Source organism: Picosynechococcus sp. PCC 73109 (assembly GCF_001521855.1).
GTDB lineage: Bacteria > Cyanobacteriota > Cyanobacteriia > Cyanobacteriales > MRBY01 > MRBY01.
This window is the reverse complement of the sequence record NZ_CP013998.1, coordinates 2,263,001-2,287,084: the sequence shown is the minus strand read 5'-3', so window position 1 is coordinate 2,287,084 and position 24,084 is coordinate 2,263,001. Positions and strand designations below refer to the sequence as shown.

Below are 24,084 nucleotides of genomic sequence, written 5' to 3'. Positions count from 1 at the left end.
GGAACTTTGGGCTGAAATAGCGCTTGGGTGTTTTCTAAACTTTACTTTTAGATGTAACCGGGTATTTTCTTCGTTAAATCAGATTTAAATTTAACATTTATTTACGAATTTAATCAAGATTTGCTGAATTTTAGCGCGGAATTATCGGGGCGTCCATTCCCTGGGTTAGAAGTTTGGGGCTTGGTATGATTGGCTCGCTCTTAATTTTTTGCTGTTCGTTTTTTTATGAATTCTGCTGAGATTGTTCGCCGGGCGATCGCCTCCCTGACCCCCACCTTCCAAACCATTGACCAACAAACCCAAACCAATCTCCGCAAAGTTTTGGGAGCCTTTCAGAAATATCGGGTGGGCGTCCACCATTTCAGCAGTGTCAGCGGTTACGGCCACGGAGATCTGGGGCGGGATACCCTCGATCAAGTTTATGCGGAGGTGATGGGGTCAGAAGCGGCTCTGGTGCGGGTGCAGTTGGTTTCAGGCACCCATGCGATCGCCGCTGCCTTGTACGGTGTCTTGCGTCCGGGCGATGAAATGCTCGCCGTGGCGGGTGCCCCCTACGACACCCTTGAGGAAGTGATTGGTTTGCGGGAGGAAGGTCAAGGTTCCCTGGCAGAATTTGGCATTGGCTATCGGCAGTTAGAACTCACCCCCACGGGAGAAATCGATTGGGAAACCCTCAAAACGGCAGTAAAGCCAAAAACACGGCTGGTATTGATTCAACGTTCCTGTGGCTATTCCTGGCGCAAAAGTTTGTCTACAGCAGAAATTCAGCGCATTGTTGAAATTGTCAGGGCCCAAAATCCGGACACCGTTTGCTTTGTGGACAATTGCTATGGAGAATTTATCGAAACCCAAGAACCCACCGCCGTAGGCGCGGATCTCATGGCGGGATCACTCATCAAAAATCCGGGGGGAACCATTGTCACGGGCGGCGGTTATTTAGCGGGTAAAGCAGATCTGGTTGAAAAAGCGGCCTGTCGGCTTACGGCACCGGGCATTGGGAGTCACGGGGGGGCAACCTATGATCAAAATCGGCTGTTATATCAGGGATTATTTCTCGCGCCCCAGATGGTAGCTGAGGCTGTGAAATGCACTCATTTGGTGGCCACGGTGTTTGCTGACTTGGGCTATGAGGTGCAGCCCAATCCCCTAGAAAAACGCCAGGATGTAATTCAGGCGATTCGCTTGGGTTCTCCGGAGAAATTGTTGGCCTTTTGTCGGGCTTGGCAAAAATTTTCACCCATCGGCTCTTACCTCGATCCGGTGCCAGCACCAATGCCCGGTTACGCCAGTGATTTAGTGATGGCCGGGGGGACATTTATTGATGGCAGTACCTCGGAGTTATCAGCGGATGGGCCACTGCGGGAGCCCTATGTTGTCTTTTGCCAGGGGGGCACCCATTACACCCATGCGGCGATCGCCCTCGAAGCGGTAATAGATGCCTTTGGGGATCTCTAGGGGGTGCGGTTGGCGACGGACTGCACCAGACCAATGGCGATGAAATTGGTTAAAAGAGAAGAACGACCATAGCTAAGCCAAGGCAATGGAATCCCGGTGATCGGCGCAATGCCAATGGTCATCCCCACGTTAATCAACACCTGAAACAGCACCATCGACAGCACCCCGACGGCGATCAGGGAACCAAAATTATCTTCGGTTTTGCAGGCAATGCGGATCAGGCGTAGGCACAACAGCCAAAATAAAAACATCACGGCGATCGCCCCCATAAAGCCTAATTCTTCGCCAACCACCGAAAAAATAAAGTCCGTGTGTTGTTCCGGGACGTAGTTAAGCTGGGTTTGGGAGCCATGGTAAAGACCCGTGCCCCACAGTTGACCAGAGCCAATGGCAATGCGCGATTGGATGAGGTGATAGCCGCCCCCAAGGGCGTCCTGTTCTGGATTGAGGAAAAGGGTGAGACGGTCTTTTTGGTAGGGTTGGAGCATATTCCAGAGGATGCCAGCCCCCACCCCGGCGATCGCATTGCCCGCCATTGCCCCAACGGTGCCGAGCCAGCGCCAAGGGAGGGTTAACCAAGCCGTCAGCCCCATTAAGCCAAACCAAATCAGCCAGACGGGAAAAGCAACCCCAAACAAAATAGCTGACACAATGGGCGAGATAATCAGGAGAATCCAGCCAAAATTGGCATTGGCCCAGTAGAGCATCCCCAGGGTGATCGCCCCGAAAACCAGCGAGGTGCCAAGATCCTGGAGCAAAATTAGACTGCCAGGGATCGCCGCAATCATAAACACCTTCAGTAACATGGGCAACCGTGCCGCCGTATCTTGGTGGAGAGTCGCCGCCAGAGAAAGAATTAAACTCACCTTGGCAAATTCCGAGGGTTGCACGTGGAAGCCCGCCACATTAATCCAGCTCTGGGCACCGTTGGCACTCACCCCAATGAACAACACAGCGATCAGGGACAGAATACTCAGGCCATAGACTAACCAATGGCCGACAATCATCGTTTGGTAGCGGGAACGGGCGATCGCCAAACAAACCCCTAGACCCACACCACCAGTGACCCAATGTTGCCACCAGTCCGTCGAACCAATATTGAGCTGGGCACTGCGGATCGCCAGACCAGCCAAGACCGTGAGGCCAACGGTGACTGTCATGAGCCACCAATCGATCCCCCACCAGGGGGCCAAAGCATTCACCAGAGGTTCCGCAATATAAGTCTTGAACGGATGACGACGTTGGGAGCGACGAAACATAGAATCATGTCCGAAAAAATCACTCCTATCTTGCCATAGACAGATGGCAGTCAACAGTAATTTGCTAGTTGTGCTTGTTGGCCATCCCAATCGCTTCGGAAATGTGATTGAGATTGTGGGTCTCTAATTTTTCCAACAGACCCCGCAAGATATTGGGGATAATCCAAGGGCCTTTGTAGATCCAGCCCGTATAAAGCTGCAACAAACTCGCGCCAGCCGTAATTTTTTCCCAGGCATGGTCAGCGGTAAAAATCCCCCCAACACCGATAATCGGCAAGCTGCCTTGGGTTTGTTCGTAGATAAAACGAATTACTTCGGTGGAACGTTGACGTACCGGCGCACCACTGATCCCCCCCGCTTCCTCGGTGACGGGATTGCCAGTTTTTTCAAGGATTTGAGTCTTGAGGCCGTCCCGTCTGGTGGTGGTGTTGGTGGCAATAATCCCAGCAAGTTGATAGTCCTGGGCAATTTTTACGATATTGGCGATCGCCTCCCAGTCGAGATCCGGGGAAATTTTAATAAAAATCGGCTGTTGTTTTGTATTTGCTTGCTGAAGTGCTTCAAGGATCGGTTGAATTTGTTCCCCACCTTGGAGCGATCGCAAGCCTGGGGTATTGGGAGAACTCACATTCACCACAAAGTAATCGGCCACCGCTTGCAATGCCTCAAAGCTCCCCAGATAATCTTGGGCTGCGGCCTCAAGGGGCGTCACTTTCGACTTACAGAGGTTAATACCGATGGGAATGGTGCGGGGTTCGATTTGCCAACTTTCCCCTAGGGTTTTCGCCATCACAGCGGCCCCTAGGTTATTCGCGCCCAAACGATTCAGGGCCGCTTGGTCAGCGGGTAAACGAAACAGCCTTGGCAGGGGATTTCCCGGTTGGGCATGGAGCGTCACTGCGCCCATTTCCGCAAACCCGAAACCAAAGCGTGACCACATCCCTGCCGCCATTGCATCTTTATCACAGCCCGCCGAAAGTCCCACCGGATTCGGAAAATCGAGGCCCCAGAGGGTCTGACTTAAGCGCGGATCTTGGACGCAAAATTCCGCGACCATCTGCTCCTTTGCCAGGCGACTCCAAAGCAAATCCGGCGATCGCTCTAACCAATGGAGGGCGTTAATGAGTTGACGGTGTCCCTGTTCTGGATTGTCCTTAAAGGCTGCCAGGACGAGGGGATAACCGGGTTTTGCAAAGTTCAAGAATGCCATGAGCTTGAGAAGAAAAGAAATGTTGGCTTGAGGAATCGCTTGTCGGGGAACGAGGCCCCAGGAAAATCCTTGAGATGTTGATTAATTAATTTTCTATCGATGATGGTCATGGGGAGGTTGCCGCCGCTGGAACTGCCGGGTCGCCCGGAGCGATCGCCAACGATATATTAGCCAGAGAGAGAGGAAATAGACCGCCACCGCCAAACCCACACCAACCACCGTACAGCCGATAAATAGGGTGCTGATAAAATTCATCCCCGCCAGACTCAAGTCAGACCAGGATTCTAGCTGGGCTTCATCAAAGGTGATCGGCTGTTGGAGTAGCACTTCTCCCACCTGGAAGTTGAAGTAAAAAATGGGCACATAGGTCAAGGGATTACTCACCCAGGTGCCCGCCGCTGCCGTCAGTTTGTTGCCATTAAAAACCGTGGCCAGAAGTAGACCAATGATTGTCTGGAGACCGAAAAGCGGAAAACTCCCGGCAAATGCCCCGCAAGCCCAACCCCTGGCGATCGCCTCTGGTGTGCCTTCTTGCCGTAACACTTTGAGGTACCAATACCGGATCCAACGACGCCAACGGGACAATACATACTTGAACTGTTTGTGAGGCAGCGGTTTCACAGTAACCATACGGATCTCAGCTAAAAAAAATGGGGAATCACTCCCCGAATTGGATGGGTTGAAGTGGAGAAAGAACTTAGGCGCTCTTACCAAATTGGCGATCGTAGACCATTTCTTCCTTATCTGATTCTAGCTTGACGTCAGAACGGGGGTAAGCAACGCAGAGCAGGGCATAGCCTTCGTCTTGTAGCTCAGGAGAAAGCCCGATCCCCTCTTCACGACTGACGCTGCCTTCGGTAATCAGTGCCGCACAGGTCGTACAGACCCCAGCACCACAGGAGGTGGGGAGATCAATGTTGTTGGCATGGGCAACATCGAGGATTGTTTGATCTTCTGGAACGTCGATGGTGTAGGTGTTGCCGCGATGTTTAATCTCTACTTTATAGGAGGTGGTCATAGGGGGGATTTTAACAATTATTTTAAGGTTTCTTTCGCTACATATTTTAAAGGATCGCCGCGCTTATTAAGAAATGTCGCTAAATCTAAACCTTAATTGCGTGGTCGCTGAGGCCGCAAAGTTCGGGTGTTAATTTGAAGGGCGAAATTCCCGTTAGAAAATCCTTTTAAAACGCTTTAATTCGTCCATTTCAAGATTAATTCCTATGTATAACGGCAATACTAAAAAAGACTATATCCAAGCTGGCCTTGTGGCTGGTTTAGGGGCTGGGGTGGCCACTTCCTTTGCGGTGGGCCAGGGGCAACATCCGGCGATCGCCTTGGGGATTACCCTGATGGCGGCGGTGTTTGCGATGGTTTGTCACCGTTATGATCTGATTTAGATTGAAATCGCAGTTTAGTTTTTAAAAATCCGCAATGAAGGCGATCGCCATGACCGCAGCGGGGCGCCCCAATGTCCTCCAGCTTATTGAGGTGCCGCAGCCGCAAATCACAACCCCCCAGCAAGTCCTTGTGAAACTCCAGGCGGCGGGGGTGAATCCCATTGATACAAAAGTCCGTAGTCGAGGCACGTTTTATGATGATCCCCTCCCGGCAATTCTCGGTTGTGACGGGGCCGGGATAATTGAGGCGGCGGGCCGTGATGTCGAAAATTTTGCCGTGGGTGATGCTGTCTATTTCTGCGATGGCGGATTGGGGAAAGCAGGCACCGGAAATTACGCCGAATATGCGGTGGTCGATGCCCGATTCATTGCGAAAAAACCAGAAAATTTATCCTTTGCGGCGGCAGCAGCGGCTCCCCTCGTCTTGATCACGGCCTGGGAAGCTTTAGGCGATCGCGCCCGGTTGCAGTCTGGCCAAACAGTACTGATCCACGCCGGAGCGGGTGGTGTGGGCCATGTGGCAATTCAACTGGCAAAACTGTGGGGCGCAACGGTCTTCACGACGGTGAGTACCCCCGACAAAGCGCGGTTGGCCCGGCAATATGGCGCCGATGAAGCAATTTTGTACCGCGACGTGGATGTGGCCGAAACGATACACAAGTTAACCGACGGGGCTGGGGTTGATGTGGCTTTTGATACTGTCGGCGGCCAAGTCTTTTGGGAGACAGTGCCAGCGGTGAAAACCTACGGCGATTTGGTGACAATTCTCGAACCAGATTTTCAGCTTGGCAATCTCAAACAGGCCCGGCTAAAAAATTTACGGATTAGCCTAGAACTGATGCTAACACCGATGCTTACTGGGGATGTGGCCGGACAAATGCACCAGGCCGATATTCTGCGGCAATGTACCCAATGGTTTGAGGCCGGGGAACTCAATATTCACCTAGGCCAAGCGTTTCCTCTGGCTGAAGCAGCAAAAGCCCACCAAATCATCGAACAGGGTTCCAGCACAGGAAAAATTGCCCTTACCATTTAGGCAAACTGTTGGGCATGGAATTGGGCATAGCGACCCTGGTGGGCGAGTAATTCCTCGTGGGTGCCGGATTCAACAATTTCCCCTTGGTCTAAAACGATAATGCGATCGCTGCTGCGGACAGTGGCCAGCCGGTGGGCAATTACAAACACGGTACGGTCTTGCATAATCCGTTCCAAGGCTTCCTGTACCAGAGCTTCGGATTCGGCATCAAGGGCAGAGGTGGCCTCATCCAAAATTAAAATGCGGGGATTGAGTAAAACAGCCCTGGCGATCGCCACCCGTTGCCGTTGACCACCAGAGAGATTAACGCCCCGTTCCCCCACATAGGTGTGGTAACCCTGGGAGAATTCCGAGATAAATTGGTGGGCATTGGCAATTTTGGCCGCCGCCTCTACCTGTTCTAAGCTAAATTCCGTTTGACCGAAAGCAATATTTTGGGCGATCGTTCCGGAAAAAAGTACCGTTTCCTGGGGGACAATGCCGATCTGCTGACGCAAACTTTTGAGGGTGACGGTGCTAGTATCAATGCCATCGATGAAAATTCTTCCGGCCACCGGATTATAAAAACGAGGTAATAAATTGACTAAGGTCGTTTTGCCCGCCCCCGACGATCCCACCAGGGCAATCATTTCTCCCGGTTGCACTGTCAAATTGATATTTTTTAAGACGGGCTTATCTGCTTCGTAGGCAAAGGAAACATTCTGATAGTCTACTTTCCCCGTCACAGCGGGCAATACCTGGGCATCGGCTGCTTCTAAAACCGTTGGCTGCACGGCCATCAGTTCAAATACCCGATCAACGGAGGCTTCCCCTTCCTTAAACTCGTTGAAATTGCTGGTGGTGATTTGGATTGGGTCAATCAGCAAGGCCACTGCTGCCACATAACTGACGAATTCCGCCGCCGTTAAATTTTCCTGGGCAATCTGCCAGCCCCCCAGGAAAAACAGAAAAATCACCGCCATCGCTTCCAGGAAACCCACCACCACAAATTGCAAGGCTTTAATCTGGGCAGTGCGGAACTTAGCGCGACGGTTTTGTTCGGCTTCCTCGGTGAACCGTTGCAACTCGTAATCTTCAGCGGCAAAGGCTTGCACAAGACGAATCCCATTAAACACTTCCGTCAGTAGAGAAGAAAGGTTAGAGGTGCGAGTTTGGCTGCGGCGGGAAAAATCCAGAAGTTTTTCCCCAAAGGAACCAATCAAAATCGCCATTAATGGCCCAATAATCAAGGCCGCCAGGGTGAGTTGCCAGTTGACATAGAACATATAGCCCAGCACCACGATCAACTGGAGAATGCTGGGCACAAACTGATGGAAAATTTTGTTGATTACTTCCCCCACCCGGTCTACATCTTCCGTGAGGCGGTAGGAGAGATCGCCCGTTTTTGCCCCCTCAAAGTAATTCAAACTGAGACGATGGAGGTGGCCATAGACCTGGGTGCGGAGTTGGAGGGCAATTTTTAGGGCTGCCTTGGCCATTAGGGTATCTTGGCCGTATTGCACCGCCCCCCGGATCAAAAAGATAATTGCTGCCTGGCCTGCTAAGTTGACGATGCCCTGGATATTCCCCGCACCAATATCGTTGGCCATATCACCCGCCAGGATCGCCAAAATCGGCCAAAAAACGGTGAAGCCGACGGTGCAAATAAGAGCTTGGCCAATGGTAAGCCGCTCGGCCTTAAGATAGGGCAATAACTGGAAATAGCTAGAACGGGGACGGCGTTTCAAGGGAATAGGTCTTTAAAAGGGTGAGCAGACCCATGGTAAGCGAATTCGGCGGCAATTCTTTAAGGAAAAATACATCCTGGGGACTATCGGTGCGATGATGATAGGCTATACCTTTATCTATTTTTTCCGGCTTCGATGAGTGTAGATTGGATTACGAGAGCAGATCGTCTCAGTGCTTTACCGCCCTATGTGTTTGCCCGGTTAGATGAGCTGAAAGCAAGGGCACGGGAACAGGGTATCGATTTAATTGACTTGGGGATGGGTAATCCAGACGGATTCGCCCCACAAGAAGCCATTGATGCGGCGATCGCTGCCTTTGAGACGGCCCAATTTCACGGGTATCCGCCCTTTGAGGGGACTGCTAGCTTTCGTAAGGCGATCGCCACTTGGTACAAACGCCGCTATGCCGTTGAACTAAATCCCGATAGTGAAGCTCTGCCTCTGTTGGGATCGAAAGAAGGTCTTGCTCACCTGGCCCTCGCCTACGTTAATCCAGGGGATACGGTGCTAGTGCCGAGTCCCGCTTACCCGGCTCATTTTCGCGGCCCATTAATTGCTGGCGCGAAGATCCACGAAATTATCCTCAAGCCGGAACAGGATTGGGTGATTGATCTCAGCAGCATCCCGGAAGAAGTAGCGAAAAAAGCCAAAATTCTCTACTTCAACTACCCCAGCAACCCCACCACCGCCACAGCCCCTCGGTCTTTCTTTGAGGAAGTAGTAGAGTGGGCGCACAAGTATCAGGTAATGCTCGTCCATGACCTGTGTTACGCCGAGCTTTCTTTTGACGGTTACAAGCCCACCAGCTTGCTCGAAATTCCTGGAGGGAACGAGATCGGCGTGGAGTTTCATACTCTCTCCAAAACCTACAACATGGCAGGTTGGCGCGTCGGGTTTGTGGTGGGCAATGCAGACATCATCCAAGGTCTGCGTACCCTCAAAACCAACCTTGACTACGGCATTTTCTCAGCGATTCAAAAGGCTGCTGAAGCAGCATTGGGACTACCAGACAGTTATATCCAAGGGGTACAAGAACGCTACCGGGAACGGCGAGATGCCTTGATCGAAGCCCTGGGGGAAATTGGCTGGAATATTAAACCTTCCAAAGCGACGATGTATCTCTGGGTGCCCTGTCCGCCGAGTATGAATTCCACAGATTTTGCGCTCTATGTATTGCGAACTACCGGGGTTGTTGTGACTCCAGGCAGTGCTTTTGGGGCTGGTGGGGAAGGTTATGTACGGATGAGTTTAATCGCCCCAGTTGATCGACTCCGGTATGCGATCGGCCTCTGGAAAAAAGCAGGCATCCACTTTGATATGTCTGCTCCAGATAACCACTAGATTCATAATATTTTTGGGATGCATCCTCAACTTTCCAGAAAGGTTGGGGATTGTTTGTAATCCGTAATCCAATAAAAATGGATAAAATTTAGAAGGCAATATGATTTTTTCTCTATGCAACAATTTATATGGTAAATCTATATTAAATATAAACTTTGTTAAATGGAGTAGATTTTGAAGACTTACATATCATTAAAAATCACGAAAAACTCTGACATTAGAGCATTTGTATAAACTACTGTCAGAATTGCACTTTTTGACTCTATATATTCAATTCTTCTGTATACTTTAAGTAATATGATTGATTTGTCATATCGAAGAAAATAATGTAGTGTTTAATTACGACCATCCAAGTATTTTAAAGGTAAGTTTTAAAATACAAACGAAATCACCCAAGCAACTAATTGCATTGCATGACAAAAAAAATTTATATTTTGCTCGGAAATGGTTTTACTATCGATTTTTTAAATAATGTTGAAAAACTTGATGTAATAGATGTAAGAAATCTATTTAAAATGGAGAAAAAGTACGTTGGCCTGGAAATAATCAAATCGGCTTTTTGTCTTACAAATATTGTCCAAATTTATGGAATCTAGGAGCAAGACCTAACTCTGATTTAAACCAAACAACTGAATTAATTGAAGACATCATAACCTGCGCCAATATTCTCCAAAAAACAAGAGAGACGAGGCAAATATTTACACAAAAGCTTACAGAGAATTAGCTACATATTTATATGCTTTATTTGTTTATTATGACAATAAAATAGATGTACCAAATATAGATTTAACAGGCTGGGGCTGGGGAAATTACCTAAAGAAAATATTTAATGATCCAAACATCTCTGAAGTTCACATTGTTACCTTAAATCATGATATTTGGCTTGAAAGAATTCTCCAAAAGCTAAATATTGATTTCAATATTTCTTGTTTCAAGAATCATGATTCAAAGTTCAAAATATATAAACCTCATGGGTCGGTTAGTTTCGTTCACAAAGTCAAAAAAGTAATCGATGATTTTAAAATCGACTATGACACAGATACCAATGATGGAAATGTTCAAGAATTTAATATTCAATATACTGATTTAAATGTACTGAATAAAATTAATGCAATTATACCTCCAGCAGGGGATTCAAGTAGATTAGATTTTAAATGGGCTTCAGAAGTCAGGCAACAAGCAAAAGAGGCGGCAAAACAATTAAACGAAAAAGATGAAATGATATTCTGTGGTATATCTTATTGGCATGTAGATAGATTAGAGATCGATAGTATATTAACTAATATATCTCCTAGCATAAGCAATGTTCAAGTGATAAATCCTTATCCTCCAAGAGTATTAAATGCAGTAATGACTACACTGTTTAAAAACGTAATTTTTTATAATGATTCGAATTCATTGAGCGATTAACATGAAAGTCTTAGACAGAAATAGCAATAATATTAATATTGCAACGTTTTGGGAAAACCACCAATTAAACAAATATAATTATAATCCTGCCTACCAAAGATCATCAGATGTTTGGGCATATACTAAGAAAGCTTTTTTGATTGATACTATTTTAAAGAACTTTCCAATGCCACCCATATTTTTACACCAACATATTGACAATAGTACAGGAAAGACTGTGTACGATGTTATCGATGGCAAACAAAGACTAACTACAATAATTGATTTTATAGAAAATAGAATAAGCGTACCAGATGATTTTAGTGATGGTATCTATGGAGATGAAAAATTGAATGGCTTAACCTTTCAAGACTTTGATGAACGAAATTTAATTGATTGGATTTTGGAAATATGAATTGACTATTGAATATGTTGACACTGATCAATTAGAGATTGTGAACAGTATATTTGACAGGCTTAATAGAAATGGAGAACCTTTAACACATCAAGAATTACGGCGTGCAAAGTATCATGACTCTGAATTTTATGGATTAATTAAAAAAGCAGTTAATATTGATTTCTGGCAACAGCCATTCGAAAAGCTTCAAAAAAATAGACTTGAACATGAAGAATTCACTTCCGAATTGTTATTTATAATTCTTGAAAACAATATATTTACGGGTGATCGTACAGAGGTAATTGACGATCTTTTTTTAAAATATGCCACTAACAAATTAAGTGATGAAGCCAAGGTTCTAAGTGAATTTGAATCAATATCAGAAATTCTTAATTCGTTCGATTTGGATTTCGAAAAATACAAAATATATGGCGTCAGTCATTTATATGGGTTGTTTGGACTAGGCTGGTATTTGAATTCGGAAAATATTAAAGTTGAAGCTATTGATACAAAGCTTAATCAGTTTTATGAAGTACTAAGAAATAGAGAGGATAATCCCCAAATCAATGAATATAAAATATCAATGAGCGCTGGTACTAAAAGTAGATCTCGAAGAATAAAACGAATCAATGCACTCCTAGAATATTTGGGTCAAGATAGAATTAAGTAGCACTTAATATTATTTTTAATTAAGGCATGTCAAGATAAATTACTGAGAGTTTGGCATTTAATTGTAAAAGCCTGGCCGTTTGCTTAAACGCGTGGTCTAAAGATTGCCCTTCGCTGCCGCTAAAAGTCGAGCCATAGCGAAAACCCGAGGCAATGGGAGATAATCAGTAAAGAAATGTAAAAACCTCTCAGCAAAGGACAAACGCAACCATGCGCGTAATTTTAATGACGGGAAAAGGAGGCGTCGGCAAAACCTCTGTCGCAGCAGCTACAGGACTCCGCTGTGCCGAGTTGGGCTATCGTACCCTAGTGCTCAGTACCGATCCCGCTCACTCCCTCGCCGATAGTTTTGATGTAGAGCTTGGCCACGACCCCATCGAAGTGAAACCAAACCTCTGGGGCGCAGAACTCGATGCCCTGCGGGAGCTGGAAGGCAACTGGGGCGCAGTGAAACGCTACATTACCGAAGTTTTGCAAGCGCGCGGCCTTGATGGTGTTCAAGCAGAAGAACTCGCAATTCTGCCGGGCATGGATGAAATTTTTGGCCTGGTGCGCATGAAACGCCACTACGACGAAGGTACCTATGATGTTTTGATCATCGACTCGGCCCCCACGGGTACTGCTTTGCGTTTATTGAGTCTGCCGGAAGTGGGCGGCTGGTATATGCGTCGCTTCTATAAGCCCCTCCAAGGGATGTCCGTGGCGTTGCGTCCCCTCGTTGAACCCATTTGGAAGCCCCTCACGGGTTTTTCGTTGCCTAACAAAGAAGTAATGGATGCGCCCTATGAATTTTATGAGCAGATCGAAGCCCTCGAAAAAGTGCTGACGGATAACACCGTTACTTCCGTGCGCCTGGTCACAAACCCTGAGCGGATGGTGATCAAAGAATCCCTCCGCGCCCATGCCTATCTGAGCTTATACAACGTTTCGACGGATATGGTGGTGGCCAACCGGATTATCCCCGACAGTGTCAATGATCCATTTTTTGCCAACTGGAAAGACAATCAACAGACCTATAAGCAGGAAATTCACGACAATTTCCACCCCCTCCCCGTGAAGGAAGTGCCCCTTTATCAGGAAGAATTATGTGGTTTGGCGGCCCTCGAACGACTCAAGGAAACCCTTTATGGCGAGGAAGATCCGACCCAGGTCTATTACAAAGAAGATACGGTGCGGATGATCCAAGGGGATGGCGGTTACAGCCTCGAACTTTACCTCCCCGGCATTCCCAAGGAACAAATCCAGCTCAATAAAACGGGCGATGAACTGAATATCCGCATCGGCAACCACCGCCGGAATTTAGTTTTACCCCAAGCCCTCGCAGCGTTAAAACCCTCTGGGGCAAAGATAGAGGAAGATTTCCTGAAGATTAAGTTTGCAGCCTAGACTGCCCGAAATCCTTTAAATAAAAATCATCCAACTCTCTGTTCTGTCTCTGGAATGGAGAGTTTTTTATTGGGCCGAAAAATGTTTAGACTGCCCAACAATCGAACGAACCCGGTAAATGGGCCGCCCCTGGGATTCGTGGTAGGTGCGGATCAGCAGTTCTCCCAGGAGGCCAAAGCCAAAGAGTTGCACCCCGGCTAATAAAAGGATCGCTACCAGGAGCAACAAAGGGCGATCGCCAATCGCTTGGCCTAAAAAGAGCTTGAGGAACGATAAATAGCCCCCCAGAATAAAGCCAACGAGCATAAAAATAATGCCGAGGTAGCCAAAAACGTGCATCGGGCGGGTGAGGAATTTTTTCATAAACCACACCGTCAGCAAATCCAGCAGCACCCGAAACGTCCGGTCTAGGCCGTATTTACTACTGCCAAACTGGCGCGCATGGTGCCGCACGGGAATTTCAGAAATAGTCGCTCCCTCAATAAACGCTAGGGCGGGGATGAAGCGGTGCAGTTCCCCATAGAGATTGAGATCTGCTAAAATTTCCGTCCGGTAGGCCTTGAGGGAACAGCCATAATCATGGAGATTGACCCCCGTCACCCGACCGATGAGAGCATTGGCAATTTTTGAAGGGAGCAGCCGTGTCCATTGATTGTCTTGCCGTTCCTTGCGCCAACCGCTGACGAGATCATAACCTTCGTTCATTTTCTGGAGTAGGTTGGGGATATCCGCCGGATCATTTTGTAAATCTGCATCGAGGGAAATAATGATTTCTCCCTGGGCATGTTGGAATCCCGCTGCCATCGCTGGGGTTTGGCCGTAATTGCGCCGCAGAATAATCGCCCGCAGGTCTTCCCGTTCGGTCGCTAATTTTTTTAAGAGTGCCGTGGAGCCATCCTTAGAGCCATCGTCCACACAAATAATTTCGTAGGCATAGTTGTGGGCTTGCATCACCGAGGCGATCGCCTGGATCAAGTGGGGCAAACTTTCCACTTCGTTGTAGATGGGCACCACAATCGACAGGGTTTGCGTGGTGGCAGGCGCTTCGGTAATCGGGGCAGGGCTAGACATCAATGGTGGTTAAATTTGACAGGCTAAGGACGGTGGGGCGTAACTTTCCATGACACGACCAAAGCCACAGAGGGTCTGGTGGTAGGCGCGACTAATCATGTCCCACGGCTCCCAGAGGCGATCGATGCCAATGCCATTGCGGCCCATCTCGATGCCGGAGCTATGGATATAATAGCCTTCTCCGAGGTACAGGGCGACGTGATCAATGCGTTGCTCTTTAGCAAAGAAAATCAAATCACCGAGTTCCAGTTCTTCTTGGGAAATAGGCTCCACGAAATCCCCCTGTTGATAGGAGTTGCGCGGTAACCAAATCCCCTGGGAAGCATAGGCCGCCTGGATAAACCCAGAACAATCATAATTCGGTGCGGTGGTGCCCCCCCATAGATAGGTATTACTCACTCGTTTCGCAGCGTGGGCAAAGATCAAAATATTTTCCATGCGCGCTTCGATTTCCGGGCGATCAACGGGGACAAATTCGTAGGGTTCTTCGGCGACTTCGAGGTGTTGTAAATCTGCTTTTTTGAGCCAGGTACAATAGCCATCTTCGACGGTCATCACCCGCACAGCCTGGTCTGTTTCTTTATTGAGCATTTGCACCCGACGACCAGCGGCAGCTTGGGTACCGAGGGACTGACATTCGGCGTCGTCATATAGATCGAGGGTTTGCAGGCAAAAGTATTCACCACTGGGAGAAGGGGACAGTTGCATAGATTTCAAAGGGGTTAGGGGGGATGGATGCGGGAGGAGAGAAATCAACGGTGCAGCCGTCTTTGCCGCCTATTCTATCCTGACCTCGGCCCGATGCAGCGATAATTGGAGGCGATCGCCATAGGTGAGATCCAGAATCAGGGGAGCAAGGACTTCGAGGGTGGCAGGCGCTTGGAAATGGCCCAGTTTCGTTTCAGGGTGCGGGTAATAAATTAGGCCATCATACCGCTGCTGGCGGTGCTCAATGTAACAGGGACTAAAGGAAAAGGTCTCTGGAGGAAAATCCGGGTGCCATTGCAGATTTGTGAACGTGTGACGGGGTTGAATCAGAGTAAAGGTTTTGGGCGCAATGGAAATATTGAGGGTGCCGGGGAAATAGCCGGATAAATCTAGGCCCAGGTTACGAAAATGAGGTGTTTGCAGCGCAATGGTACCCGCTTCATAGGGACTGTTTTTTGCTTGCCCCGAAGCCACTTGATGACCCCGTGTAAGCAAGCCTGTCACCGTTTGCCAGGTCATAGTTTTAATCCCGCTGGTGGGAAAATTGGTAAGCACCGACAAAGGCTAGGGCGATCGCCACCCCCGCCAAAATGGGAATCGCGTGCCAGGGAAATTCTGAGAGAGGCAAATAGGCCGCCGCCCGCAGTCCGGTGGTGGTGTAGGTGAGGGGAATGCAATAGACAATCGCCCGGAACAGACGGGGTAAAGTTTCCGGGTCGAAAAAGGTCGCCCCCAAAAAGGACATCGGCACAATCAAGAAATTATTAAAAATCCCCACACTTTCCAGGGATTTGACCCGTAGACCGACAATCACCCCTAACCCCGCAAACACAGCGCAGTTCAACAGCAGCAACAGAATGAACAGAGGATTGATAAAGCTAAAAACTTTGCCCGTAAAGAGAATCGCCACAATCAGCACCGACCCCGCCGTCATCAGTCCCCGCAGGATGCCAGCCATCATTTTCCCTAGGTGTAAGGCGAGGGGATGGACGGGCAACAGGAGCAATTCTTCAAAGGTTTTGCTGTAGAGGCGATCGCCACAGATCGAGAAGGTCGTCCCCCCGAAACTAATGGTCATCGAAGACAGGGCAACCATCCCCGGCAAGATAAATTCTAGGTAGGTATCCCCGGCGGGGGGAGTGATCGCTTGATCTAGGGCACTACCGAGTCCCAGACCAAAGGCCAAAATATAGATGAGTGGCGAAACCAAACCCGTTGCTGCCACCTGTTTGAGGCGCACCCGCAACTTTAACCAGTCCCCCCAAAAAACACCGAGGGTATCACCCCAAAGATGGGCGAGTTCAGAGCGTTGACGGGGCGGTGGGGTCGTGGTGGTACGGACTTGATCGGAGACGGCTTCTAGGTTAGTCACGGTGCTTTTTAGGACAACTTTACATCGCTTCACATTATCGAATTTTAGGCGAACTTGCTAGGGTTCATCATTTAGGTAGCTAATGATTCGGGGCTAGATTCGTAAACCAAATCAAACTGCCATGGGCCTTGAAGGATTTGGCATAAACGAGGTATTATTGTAAGCTGTGTCGATTTATAGAAACTTATATGCCTAAATTAAAGACTCGCCGTGCAGCTGCGAAACGGTTTAAGCTGACTGGCAGCGGCAAGAAAATCGCCCGTCGCAAAGCGTTTAAGAATCACCTTTTGAACCATAAGAGCGCAGAACAGAAGCGTCGTCGTCTGTCTGGGATGGCCCTCGTGGACAAGAGCGATGAGAAAAATGTTCGTCTGATGCTTCCCTACGCCTAGAGACAACGAACGGTAGAAACTGTCTGGTTTCTGAAAAATCGAGAGTTTTATTACTTAAATTATATATAGGTAAAGTTTATGCCAAGAGTAAAGCGCGGTAACGTCGCCCGTAAGCGTCGTAAAAAAATCCTTAAGTTAGCGAAAGGTTTCCGGGGTTCCCACTCCAAGCTCTTCCGCACTGCAAACCAGCAGGTCATGAAGGCACTCCGGAATGCCTACCGCGATCGCCGCAAGAAAAAGCGTGATTTTCGTCGTCTGTGGATCGTGCGGGTTAATGCCGCAGCTCGGTTGAATGGTCTGAGCTACAGCAAACTTACCCACCAACTCAAAAAAGCGAACATTGAGATCAACCGGAAGATGCTGGCTGAACTGGCTGTTGTTGACCCCCAAGCCTTTGCCCAGGTGGTTGAAGTGGCAAAAAGTGCCTAGACAGTAACACCATTTCGTAGGTTGTGGCATTATTAAAAGTGAAGAATTGAATTAGCCCCCAGAGTAGCCATTCTGGGGTTTTTTTGTTAGGGGGAACTCATGGCGCGCGGTGGAGTATTTGGATATGGGTTGGCGATCGCCGCTAGCTTCTTTTTCGGGTCAACATCTTTAACCCAAGCCACCCCCCTTGAAACCATCCAAGCACGGGGAATTCTCCGGGTCGCGGTCAAGGAAAATGTGCGGCCTTTAGGATTTCGGGATGAAGCGGGAAATTTACAGGGCTTAGAAATTGAGATTGCGCACCAACTGGCGGCGGAATTATTAGGCGATCGCCAAGCGGTAGAACTCATTCCCCTCACCAACCAGGAACGCCTCGATGCGGTACTGACCGGGGAAGTGGATCTCGTCATTGCCCAACTCGGTCTTAATGCTTCCCGTCAACGGCTCGTGAATTTTAGTCCCTACTATTACCTCGATGGCATTGGCTTCGTGACAAGGGATCGCGAGATCCAATCCCTAAATCAAATCAGTGATCAACGGGTCGTTGTCCTGGAAGGTTCCGAGGCGATCGTCGCCGTGCGCGCCTATTTTCCAGGAGTCACTCTCGTTGGCGTCAACTCCTACCAAGAGGCGTTAAATTACCTCGAAAATAACGAAACCGCCCTCTTTGCAGGGGATCATTCCGTCCTCACGGGTTGGGTACAGGAATATTCAGAATATCAACTCCTCCCCGCTTGGCTCACGGGAAATCCCTTGGCGATCGCCTTTCCCAAGGGAAGACAACACCAAAGCCTGAGCCAAGCCCTCCAGAAAACAGTAACCGATTGGCAAAATAGCAATTGGTTAACGGAACGTATCAATTATTGGGGTCTACCCCAATAGCAACTTAGTCTCAAAAGTAACTAGCGGCGAGTGCCCGTCACAAAAGGAGCATTAGGCTGACCCGTGCTAAAGGAGACCGTGAAACGATCATCCGTAAATTTTCCTGTGGCAAACTTATACTCATCCTGACTCCAACCAAAGACTAAGCTGGGACTATTGTAAAAAGATCCAAATTTAATTCCTGCGTTCACACCATATCTAGCAACCACAGTATCCTCATCAAAAGGTGTGTAATAACCAGACAGAGAGAAGTTATCTCCTAATTGAGTTCCTAACCTGAGCGTCAAGTTACTTTCATCAGAGTTGGGCAAAAGACCGCCGAAGTTTTGATCTGCCGATAAAGTCACTCCCCCAAGTCGGGCCGCCGCACTTACCGTTGCTCGGCTCCCGGTCGAACCCACAAAAATATCGCCAATTTGTTGATCTTGGTCAATCGCGTAATCCAAGCCTGCCGCTAAAGTAAACGAATTGCCATTATTTGCCGAAAAAGTTTTTGCAACATTGCCCCAGAGACGGCTGTAGTAGTCTTTATCAGGATTGAGGTAGCCAATACCACCCACTTCTGCGCGCACCCCAGCATTCACATTTTGATAGCGATAATCCCCTCCGACATAGGCCTTGAGCCAGTCTTGAGTGTCCTCGGCTGTGTAATCAATTAAAGCCCCTAGATAGTAGCGAGTCCGGTTGCGATTATCTGTGCGGTTGCCTGTAAAGCTGAGGTGAGGCACATAATTTGTTCGCTCACTGTAGCGAGTTTTGATGATTTGTGTTGCATCACGCTCAAAAAAGGCCAAGCCAATTTGAGTATAGGCATCCTGAATATCATCAAAGTCCAACAATAGCTGCTGATCAACACCACCAACCTCGTTGAGTAATGTCGCTGCTACTTGAGCACTCAGATTATCTGCAACTTCGGCACCCCCTTCACCATAAGCGGCTGCCACCAGACGCGGCCCACTAAAATCCTTAAAACGACTGCCATCTTCTAAGATTTCAATCTCACGATCAACCACAGGAGAAAGACCGACCCAAAAACTGTTCGAGGTTGCTGCGGGAATATCCTCTGGCGGAGTACTTAGATCCGTAACGCTTTCTGCACGGGAAACACTCCCTTGATAAGCTGTGAAGCTATTGGCAGGTAAGCGAGAATTGTTCGCCGCGCTAAACAAGTTAGCATTAACATTCGGATTTGGTGGTGCATCTCCCCCTTCTAGGGCTGGGTCAACATCCGGCAAGAGTAAGGTTGCTAGCTGCACTGCACTATCGAGGCCAAAATCTTCATCGTTGGGAATCGCTGCAAACCCGCGTACTGTTCGCCCTAAAACGGCTTCCTGGTCATTTTGCTTGAGCACTTGCCGTACATTGGCAATTCCAACACTGTAGGTATTATCTAAATTTTCGCGACGAATGGTTTGGCCCTGGCGACCTGTCTCTGGGCCAACGGCAACAATTCCAGAATTGGGTACGTTTAGTTCAATACCGACTTCTTGACCGGGTAATCCCCGTTGGAAACCAGGTTGCTTGATAAAGGCTAAGTTTTCTTCTGAAACGACCCCACCAAAAGCAATACCCGAATCTAGGAGCCGACTAGGAAGAAGGGTATCTGGGTCATAGCTTTGGGGATCGAAGGCAACTGGGGGTAAAAAACTACAAGTCTCGTCACTGTTTCCTCCTCCGGGATCAAGAATGTCGCATCCTCCTGTGAGGGTGAACTGGTATAAATAGCCCCCCAGAGTTACAGCCTGATCAATCTCAGTTTCCACCTCCCGGTCTTGGGCGGCAGATCGCAGGCGTACGTAAGTTCCCCGAAAATCTGTCACCGCCACGTTATCAGCGGTCGTTCCTTGGAAAATGTCAGAATCCAGCCGAGCAAAGCCGTCTACATTCACATCGCTCGTTGTGGCATCGGACAGGAGGCCAGAGGCGGCAATTTCCCAATCGGAAAAATGAGAAATCGGTACGCCATCCAGATTTTGTGTCGTGATTAAGGGATTAACACGATTGAGAGGCATTTTTTGAAGAAAATCGTCAGTCTCAGGTTCTGGTATCTCTTCTTTTGGAATTGGATCTGGCGTTAAGACAGGAATTTGCGCGACGTCACTGTCTGTTTCTGTGCTGGCTTCTGTACTAGAAACTGGTGACGATGTTGCTACAGGACGCGAATTTTCTTGATTCGTCATAACCCTCTCTTGCTGCTGTATTGGTTCAGATAAGCGAGGGGGTGTCTGAGAGTTAATGACACTCTCCTGTTGGAGATCACGAACTACCGATCGAATTTCACCCAACTCTTGTTGGATATTACTGAGTTGTTCTTGGAGTGCGGAGAGATCGCCGAGCTGCGAAAGGAGCTGGGCTAACTGGATTAACTCAGCCGACGAGAGACCTGTTGCTGGGGCTCCAGAGTTACCTGTGGTAGGGACTTGGGCAATTAGTTGTGCTGTTGGAGGAGCTGCGGCTGATGGCTTTGATTCATCTTGTGCTGTGGTGGCAGGGGCGCGGGCAATGAGTTGCTGCTTTGGATTAGGCCCAGGGACAGTATTCTGAACTACGGTTGAAACTTTTGCTGGAGACTGGACTGCTTGGGCTTCTGGTGCAGAAGTGGGGGATAAATTGACCTGCTCAAGGGAATTATCAACGCTGACATTAGTCGCTTCCATTGCGGCGGCGAGGGTGGCGAAAGGAGTGGAGGCCATCGCACAAAGAAGGCTACGGAGAATGGGGCGAGATCTAGGCAAGGTCATTTTGCTGTGGATTGTAAAAAATAGATGGTCACTAGAAAGATCTACAACAGAAACACAAAAGTAGCACGGCGCAATACAACTGGGCCTGAAGTTGGGCTTTGCTTTTAGCTCAACACCATTTTGCTGTGCCAATCGATAAAATTCAAGGCAAAGATTACTCGATAATATTTCACAATGTTAAATTTGAGTTATCGACAAGCTAACCTTATCAAAACAACAGTATCAATGATGTCTCTCGCCAGAAGATAGCTAAATTTGCTGAAAAAAGCAATATCTTAGATGGACTTACAGCAAGAAATCATTTTTTTGGGAAAGACAAAAATTTAAGATATGAACACCAAGCTCAAATGCTGTTGTATTTTTATGATAAATGGGTATATTGTCTAAGAGGACAAGATTAAATGCTAAAAGTCGTGATGGCTTTTAGATACTTTATCCTTTATTGTTCGCTCTTCTGCTCATATACTTACGTCTTCAGAACTAGCAGTGATTTTTTCCTATCAATTAGGTCACTGCTAGGCATGACAAAACAATCAACTCAACTTAGAAATATCCTAAATCCATGAAAAAATTTTCTTTTGCTTTAGCCGCCGCTAGTGCGCTCTCCCTCGGTCTCGCTTCCACTGCCCAAGCTGGTGAAGGTGGGATCGCCGCCGGTGCCGCTGCCACTTTTGATGCTGGTGATCTGACTAGCCTTTCTGTTGCTGCCGCTGTCGGTAAGGAATCTGCTGCTGTCGCTGTCCGAAGCAATATTAGCAATGTTATTTTGCAAGAAGTAGCAACAGATGGTAGCGGTAATCCTATTGAGGAAGGTCAAACTCCTGATGTCACCACTGGTCAGGGAATCCCTGGAACTGGAACTATTGTCTTGGTGGATGTTGCAGGTCCGGCAATCGCCACGACTGAAGCTTATGCACTGGGTGGTTCTGGAGACATTACAGTCAACAGTATTGCCTCTTCCGAAGCACTTGGCGCTGGTAACGTAGCACCGAATCCTGTCCTTGAAGGTGGCGACGATCTCAGTACAGGACAAAAAGCTTGAAAAGGATAGAGGGAGAGGGTTTGATGGAAATAAGCACAAATCAATCAAGCCCTCATGAATCAGATTAGCGAAATTCGCCGCCAATTGCGACCTCATCTCGGATGGCATGGAGCCAGACTGTCATTTATCGCCCTCTTCCTGGTGGCACTGTTCCGGGCTAAAACCGTCAATCTCGCCGAACTCGCCACCGTCTGGGGAGGCAATGCAGCAGAAGAGTCTAATTACAAACGCATGCAGCGATTCTTTCAGTCCTTTGACGTCAACATGGACAAAATCGCCAGGATGGTAATGAATATCGCGGCTATCCCGCAACCTTGGGTCTTAAGCATCGACCGCACCAACTGGTCATTGGGGACAACTGACTTCAACATCCTAATGCTGTGCGTCGTCCATGAGGGTATCGGCTATCCATTGATGTGGACGATGCTCAAAAAGAAGAGGGGCAACAGCAATAGTACAGAGCGGATGGATTTGCTCGAACGCTTTGAAACCTTATTTCCCAATATCGAGATTGCCTATCTCACGGGAGACCGAGAGTTTATCGGCAAGCCCTGGTTATCGTATCTGATGCTCGATAAGCCTATTCCCTTTCGTCTGCGCCTACGTCAGACCGACAAAATAAGTAAAGGCAAAGGTCAACCCGCCATCGCGGGGTCACATCTGTTTCGCTCCTTAGCCATTGGCGAAACAAGAATACTGCCAGGAAAACGGTGGGTCTGGGGTCGTCAGGTCTATGTCATGGGCACTCGTCTCGACTCGAAACGAAGAGCTAGTAAAAATGAGGATGAGTTTCTGATTATCATCACCACCCATGACCCTCAAAATGCTTTAGCAGATTACCGTCGTCGCTGGGGAATTGAAACCCTGTTTGGAGCTCTTAAGACCCGTGGCTTTTGCTTGGAATCGACCCATTTTACCGATAAGGTGCGTTTGTCGAAGCTGCTGGCTCTGTTGGCCATTGGCTTTGTTTGGGCGATGAAAGCGGGTTTATGGCGACATATCCAAAAGCCGATTCGTATCATCAAGGCCCATGGCCGTCGAGCTCGGAGTTTGTTTCGCTATGGCTTTGACTTATTGCGTCGCTTTTTTACCGCTTCTCCCCAATCTCTACTTGGGTCAGAGTTTCACCCCATACAACTTTTGTCCTGTACTTAGGGCGACGATACTAATCCTGGTATTGCTCAAGCAAACAATATCGGCGATGGTGGTCAGTCTTTTGTTGTTTTTGATCCGAGCACTGGCGACGTTGTTCTTGTAGAGGGTAATGCTCCTAATTAATCTCTGATAGTGATCCTAGACAAATTAAGTCGATAGGAATTTGAAACTAATCAGATAAGGTGTATTGCTTAAGGGTAATGCACCTTTTTTTGTGCTTTTCACTAAGATCTATAGTTGTATTACCAAAGCCTCAGCTAAACCCAACAAGAAACCACGGCAAAGCAGCGGATGGTTAACGGAACGTATCAATCATTGGGGACGCCCCTAAAGACCTGATACACTAGCAGGGCTTAAGTTTCTGTTGATTTTGCCGCAGCAGACTTAGGGAACAATAAAAATTTTTTATAAAACCTGCTATCAATCATTTCCTGTTATGGATCAAGAGTTTCTGCCAATCTTTTATCTGTCTATCCTCGTTGCTCTGCTAGGGGGATTAGCCTTTTTCCTATTCCGTCAAGTTATTAAGACCCGCCGCGTTGAAAACACTTTTTCTAAGCTACAAACCAAGCTCAAGCAAGGATCTGGCACTGCAAAGGAGTATTACGAACTGGGTAGTCTCTATCTCGACAAAAAACTCTACGTCCAAGCGGCCCAGCTACTGCAAAAAGCCCTGAAAATTGAGAATGAGCTGGAACCGGAAAACCAAGCCCTCGTTTACAATGCCCTCGGCTATGCCTATTTCGCCCAGGAACAATATGACCTCGCCATTCGCCAGTACAAAGCAGCCCTAAAGGAAGTCCCGGATTACGTCACAGCTTTAAACAATCTGGCCAATGTGTACGAAAAAAAGCAAATGACAGCGAAAGCCCTGGAAACCTATGAACTTGCCCTAAAAGCAGAACCAGAGAATAAAACAGCGAAAAAACGGGCCGAATCACTCCGCAAACGGTTTGTTTCTCCTTAGACCCCTTCCGGCCTTCGGCCACCTTCCCCAGAGAAGGATGTGCTGGGGCCTTTTTT

The 24,084-nt window shown here is 48.1% G+C and carries 23 protein-coding genes; 13 read left to right on the top strand and 10 right to left on the bottom strand.

The features are described from left to right. The first annotated feature begins 225 nt into the window (after positions 1-225). Positions 226-1,455, top strand: coding sequence for a methionine gamma-lyase family protein (locus AWQ23_RS10975; protein ID WP_062435342.1), 1,230 nt, complete (start codon positions 226-228; stop codon positions 1,453-1,455). On the opposite strand, the gene rodA is transcribed toward AWQ23_RS10975, so the two are convergent. From rodA to AWQ23_RS10955, 4 genes are all read right to left on the bottom strand, one after another. After that, entirely contained in the window at positions 1,452-2,714 is a 1,263-nt protein-coding gene (gene rodA / locus AWQ23_RS10970) for a rod shape-determining protein RodA (protein WP_062435339.1), read from the bottom strand. The two genes, AWQ23_RS10975 and rodA, sit on opposite strands and share 4 nt — an antisense overlap. 64 nt (positions 2,715-2,778) lie before the next feature. Further along, complete coding sequence (locus AWQ23_RS10965) at positions 2,779-3,924, bottom strand: quinone-dependent dihydroorotate dehydrogenase (RefSeq protein ID WP_062435336.1); 1,146 nt, start codon at positions 3,922-3,924, stop codon at positions 2,779-2,781. A 93-nt stretch (positions 3,925-4,017) separates the two neighbouring features. Further along, the gene (locus tag AWQ23_RS10960) at positions 4,018-4,554 is read right to left on the bottom strand and encodes a DUF2062 domain-containing protein (RefSeq protein WP_012307793.1); all 537 of its coding nucleotides are present in this window, start codon (positions 4,552-4,554) and stop codon (positions 4,018-4,020) included. 67 nt (positions 4,555-4,621) lie between these two features. Next, a complete protein-coding gene (locus tag AWQ23_RS10955; RefSeq protein WP_012307792.1) occupies positions 4,622-4,942 on the bottom strand; it encodes a 2Fe-2S iron-sulfur cluster-binding protein in 321 nt (106 codons plus the stop codon). A gap of 205 nt (positions 4,943-5,147) precedes the next feature. Here AWQ23_RS10955 and AWQ23_RS16200 point away from each other — a divergent pair, with 205 nt between their 5' ends. Further along, positions 5,148-5,324, top strand: a complete 177-nt coding sequence (locus AWQ23_RS16200; RefSeq protein WP_012307791.1) for a hypothetical protein — start codon at positions 5,148-5,150, stop codon at positions 5,322-5,324. Between the two features lie 34 nt (positions 5,325-5,358). Then, a complete protein-coding gene (locus AWQ23_RS10950; RefSeq protein WP_062435333.1) occupies positions 5,359-6,360 on the top strand; it encodes a zinc-dependent alcohol dehydrogenase family protein in 1,002 nt (333 codons plus the stop codon). Here AWQ23_RS10950 and AWQ23_RS10945 read toward each other — a convergent pair. Continuing rightward, positions 6,357-8,087 (bottom strand): ABC transporter ATP-binding protein, encoded by a 1,731-nt coding sequence (locus AWQ23_RS10945; protein WP_062435331.1) that lies wholly within the window; start codon positions 8,085-8,087, stop codon positions 6,357-6,359. The genes AWQ23_RS10950 and AWQ23_RS10945 overlap by 4 nt on opposite strands. A 135-nt stretch (positions 8,088-8,222) precedes the next feature. On the opposite strand from AWQ23_RS10945, the gene AWQ23_RS10940 reads away from it, so the two are divergent. The 4 genes from AWQ23_RS10940 (at position 8,223) to AWQ23_RS10925 (ending at position 13,269) form a co-directional block, all read left to right on the top strand. Further along, positions 8,223-9,428: an aspartate aminotransferase gene (locus AWQ23_RS10940; RefSeq protein ID WP_062435328.1), complete on the top strand. Its 1,206-nt coding sequence runs from the start codon at positions 8,223-8,225 to the stop codon at positions 9,426-9,428. 1,411 nt (positions 9,429-10,839) lie between these two features. Beyond that, complete coding sequence (locus AWQ23_RS16195) at positions 10,840-11,232, top strand: DUF262 domain-containing protein (protein WP_198158646.1); 393 nt, start codon at positions 10,840-10,842, stop codon at positions 11,230-11,232. Between the two features lies 1 nt (position 11,233). After that, positions 11,234-11,884, top strand: a complete 651-nt coding sequence (locus AWQ23_RS16190; RefSeq protein WP_198158645.1) for a hypothetical protein — start codon at positions 11,234-11,236, stop codon at positions 11,882-11,884. Between the two features lie 209 nt (positions 11,885-12,093). Next, positions 12,094-13,269, top strand: coding sequence for a TRC40/GET3/ArsA family transport-energizing ATPase (locus AWQ23_RS10925; protein ID WP_012307786.1), 1,176 nt, complete (start codon positions 12,094-12,096; stop codon positions 13,267-13,269). Between the two features lie 66 nt (positions 13,270-13,335). Here AWQ23_RS10925 and AWQ23_RS10920 read toward each other — a convergent pair whose 3' ends face one another. The 4 genes from AWQ23_RS10920 to AWQ23_RS10905 all read right to left on the bottom strand — a co-directional run bounded on the left by AWQ23_RS10920 (position 13,336) and on the right by AWQ23_RS10905 (position 16,420). Next, positions 13,336-14,340, bottom strand: a complete 1,005-nt coding sequence (locus AWQ23_RS10920) for a glycosyltransferase family 2 protein (RefSeq protein ID WP_062435324.1) — start codon at positions 14,338-14,340, stop codon at positions 13,336-13,338. Between the two features lie 9 nt (positions 14,341-14,349). After that, positions 14,350-15,048 carry a C40 family peptidase gene (locus AWQ23_RS10915; RefSeq protein WP_030006592.1) on the bottom strand — a complete coding sequence of 233 codons (699 nt, stop codon included), beginning with the start codon at positions 15,046-15,048 and terminating at the stop codon, positions 14,350-14,352. Between the two features lie 69 nt (positions 15,049-15,117). Continuing rightward, positions 15,118-15,567 (bottom strand): hypothetical protein, encoded by a 450-nt coding sequence (locus tag AWQ23_RS10910; RefSeq protein ID WP_062435320.1) that lies wholly within the window; start codon positions 15,565-15,567, stop codon positions 15,118-15,120. Between the two features lie 4 nt (positions 15,568-15,571). Continuing rightward, the gene (locus AWQ23_RS10905; protein WP_030006594.1) at positions 15,572-16,420 is read right to left on the bottom strand and encodes an ABC transporter permease; all 849 of its coding nucleotides are present in this window, start codon (positions 16,418-16,420) and stop codon (positions 15,572-15,574) included. Positions 16,421-16,608: 188 nt separating this feature from the next. Between AWQ23_RS10905 and rpmI the strand changes: the two genes are divergently transcribed. The 3 genes from rpmI to AWQ23_RS10890 all read left to right on the top strand — a co-directional run bounded on the left by rpmI (position 16,609) and on the right by AWQ23_RS10890 (position 18,123). Then, on the top strand, positions 16,609-16,812 hold the full coding sequence (gene rpmI / locus AWQ23_RS10900) for a 50S ribosomal protein L35 (RefSeq protein WP_012307781.1): 204 nt from the start codon (positions 16,609-16,611) through the stop codon (positions 16,810-16,812). Positions 16,813-16,890: 78 nt separating this feature from the next. Beyond that, complete coding sequence (gene rplT, locus AWQ23_RS10895; RefSeq protein WP_012307780.1) at positions 16,891-17,241, top strand: 50S ribosomal protein L20; 351 nt, start codon at positions 16,891-16,893, stop codon at positions 17,239-17,241. A gap of 99 nt (positions 17,242-17,340) precedes the next feature. After that, positions 17,341-18,123 carry a transporter substrate-binding domain-containing protein gene (locus tag AWQ23_RS10890; RefSeq protein WP_062435318.1) on the top strand — a complete coding sequence of 261 codons (783 nt, stop codon included), beginning with the start codon at positions 17,341-17,343 and terminating at the stop codon, positions 18,121-18,123. A gap of 20 nt (positions 18,124-18,143) precedes the next feature. Here the strand turns inward: AWQ23_RS10890 and AWQ23_RS10885 are convergent, their stop codons facing one another. After that, complete coding sequence (locus tag AWQ23_RS10885) at positions 18,144-20,816, bottom strand: hypothetical protein (RefSeq protein ID WP_198158644.1); 2,673 nt, start codon at positions 20,814-20,816, stop codon at positions 18,144-18,146. 610 nt (positions 20,817-21,426) lie between these two features. Here AWQ23_RS10885 and AWQ23_RS10880 point away from each other — a divergent pair. The 3 genes from AWQ23_RS10880 to AWQ23_RS10870 all read left to right on the top strand — a co-directional run bounded on the left by AWQ23_RS10880 (position 21,427) and on the right by AWQ23_RS10870 (position 24,028). Next, positions 21,427-21,906, top strand: coding sequence for a hypothetical protein (locus AWQ23_RS10880; RefSeq protein WP_062435313.1), 480 nt, complete (start codon positions 21,427-21,429; stop codon positions 21,904-21,906). 54 nt (positions 21,907-21,960) lie between these two features. Beyond that, a complete protein-coding gene (locus AWQ23_RS10875; RefSeq protein ID WP_062432013.1) occupies positions 21,961-23,061 on the top strand; it encodes an IS4-like element ISSysp2 family transposase in 1,101 nt (366 codons plus the stop codon). 436 nt (positions 23,062-23,497) lie between these two features. Next, complete coding sequence (locus AWQ23_RS10870; protein ID WP_062435311.1) at positions 23,498-24,028, top strand: tetratricopeptide repeat protein; 531 nt, start codon at positions 23,498-23,500, stop codon at positions 24,026-24,028. Positions 24,029-24,084 lie beyond the last annotated feature (56 nt).

Excerpts from the sequence above, each read along its gene's own strand:
- AWQ23_RS10960 (WP_012307793.1), bottom strand. The coding sequence starts at position 4,554 with ATGGTTACTGTGAAACCGCTGCCTCACAAACAGTTCAAGTATGTATTG.
- AWQ23_RS10925 (WP_012307786.1), top strand. The coding sequence starts at position 12,094 with ATGCGCGTAATTTTAATGACGGGAAAAGGAGGCGTCGGCAAAACCTCT.
- AWQ23_RS10965 (WP_062435336.1), bottom strand. The coding sequence starts at position 3,924 with ATGGCATTCTTGAACTTTGCAAAACCCGGTTATCCCCTCGTCCTGGCA.
- AWQ23_RS16200 (WP_012307791.1), top strand. The coding sequence starts at position 5,148 with ATGTATAACGGCAATACTAAAAAAGACTATATCCAAGCTGGCCTTGTG.
- rplT (WP_012307780.1), top strand. The coding sequence starts at position 16,891 with ATGCCAAGAGTAAAGCGCGGTAACGTCGCCCGTAAGCGTCGTAAAAAA.
- AWQ23_RS10915 (WP_030006592.1), bottom strand. The coding sequence starts at position 15,048 with ATGCAACTGTCCCCTTCTCCCAGTGGTGAATACTTTTGCCTGCAAACC.
- AWQ23_RS10885 (WP_198158644.1), bottom strand. The coding sequence starts at position 20,816 with ATGGCCTCCACTCCTTTCGCCACCCTCGCCGCCGCAATGGAAGCGACT.
- AWQ23_RS10920 (WP_062435324.1), bottom strand. The coding sequence starts at position 14,340 with ATGTCTAGCCCTGCCCCGATTACCGAAGCGCCTGCCACCACGCAAACC.
- AWQ23_RS10955 (WP_012307792.1), bottom strand. The coding sequence starts at position 4,942 with ATGACCACCTCCTATAAAGTAGAGATTAAACATCGCGGCAACACCTAC.
- AWQ23_RS10875 (WP_062432013.1), top strand. The coding sequence starts at position 21,961 with ATGAATCAGATTAGCGAAATTCGCCGCCAATTGCGACCTCATCTCGGA.
- AWQ23_RS10950 (WP_062435333.1), top strand. The coding sequence starts at position 5,359 with ATGAAGGCGATCGCCATGACCGCAGCGGGGCGCCCCAATGTCCTCCAG.
- AWQ23_RS10880 (WP_062435313.1), top strand. The coding sequence starts at position 21,427 with ATGAAAAAATTTTCTTTTGCTTTAGCCGCCGCTAGTGCGCTCTCCCTC.
- AWQ23_RS10890 (WP_062435318.1), top strand. The coding sequence starts at position 17,341 with ATGGCGCGCGGTGGAGTATTTGGATATGGGTTGGCGATCGCCGCTAGC.
- rodA (WP_062435339.1), bottom strand. The coding sequence starts at position 2,714 with ATGTTTCGTCGCTCCCAACGTCGTCATCCGTTCAAGACTTATATTGCG.
- AWQ23_RS16195 (WP_198158646.1), top strand. The coding sequence starts at position 10,840 with ATGAAAGTCTTAGACAGAAATAGCAATAATATTAATATTGCAACGTTT.
- AWQ23_RS10870 (WP_062435311.1), top strand. The coding sequence starts at position 23,498 with ATGGATCAAGAGTTTCTGCCAATCTTTTATCTGTCTATCCTCGTTGCT.
- AWQ23_RS10940 (WP_062435328.1), top strand. The coding sequence starts at position 8,223 with ATGAGTGTAGATTGGATTACGAGAGCAGATCGTCTCAGTGCTTTACCG.
- AWQ23_RS10910 (WP_062435320.1), bottom strand. The coding sequence starts at position 15,567 with ATGACCTGGCAAACGGTGACAGGCTTGCTTACACGGGGTCATCAAGTG.
- rpmI (WP_012307781.1), top strand. The coding sequence starts at position 16,609 with ATGCCTAAATTAAAGACTCGCCGTGCAGCTGCGAAACGGTTTAAGCTG.
- AWQ23_RS10975 (WP_062435342.1), top strand. The coding sequence starts at position 226 with ATGAATTCTGCTGAGATTGTTCGCCGGGCGATCGCCTCCCTGACCCCC.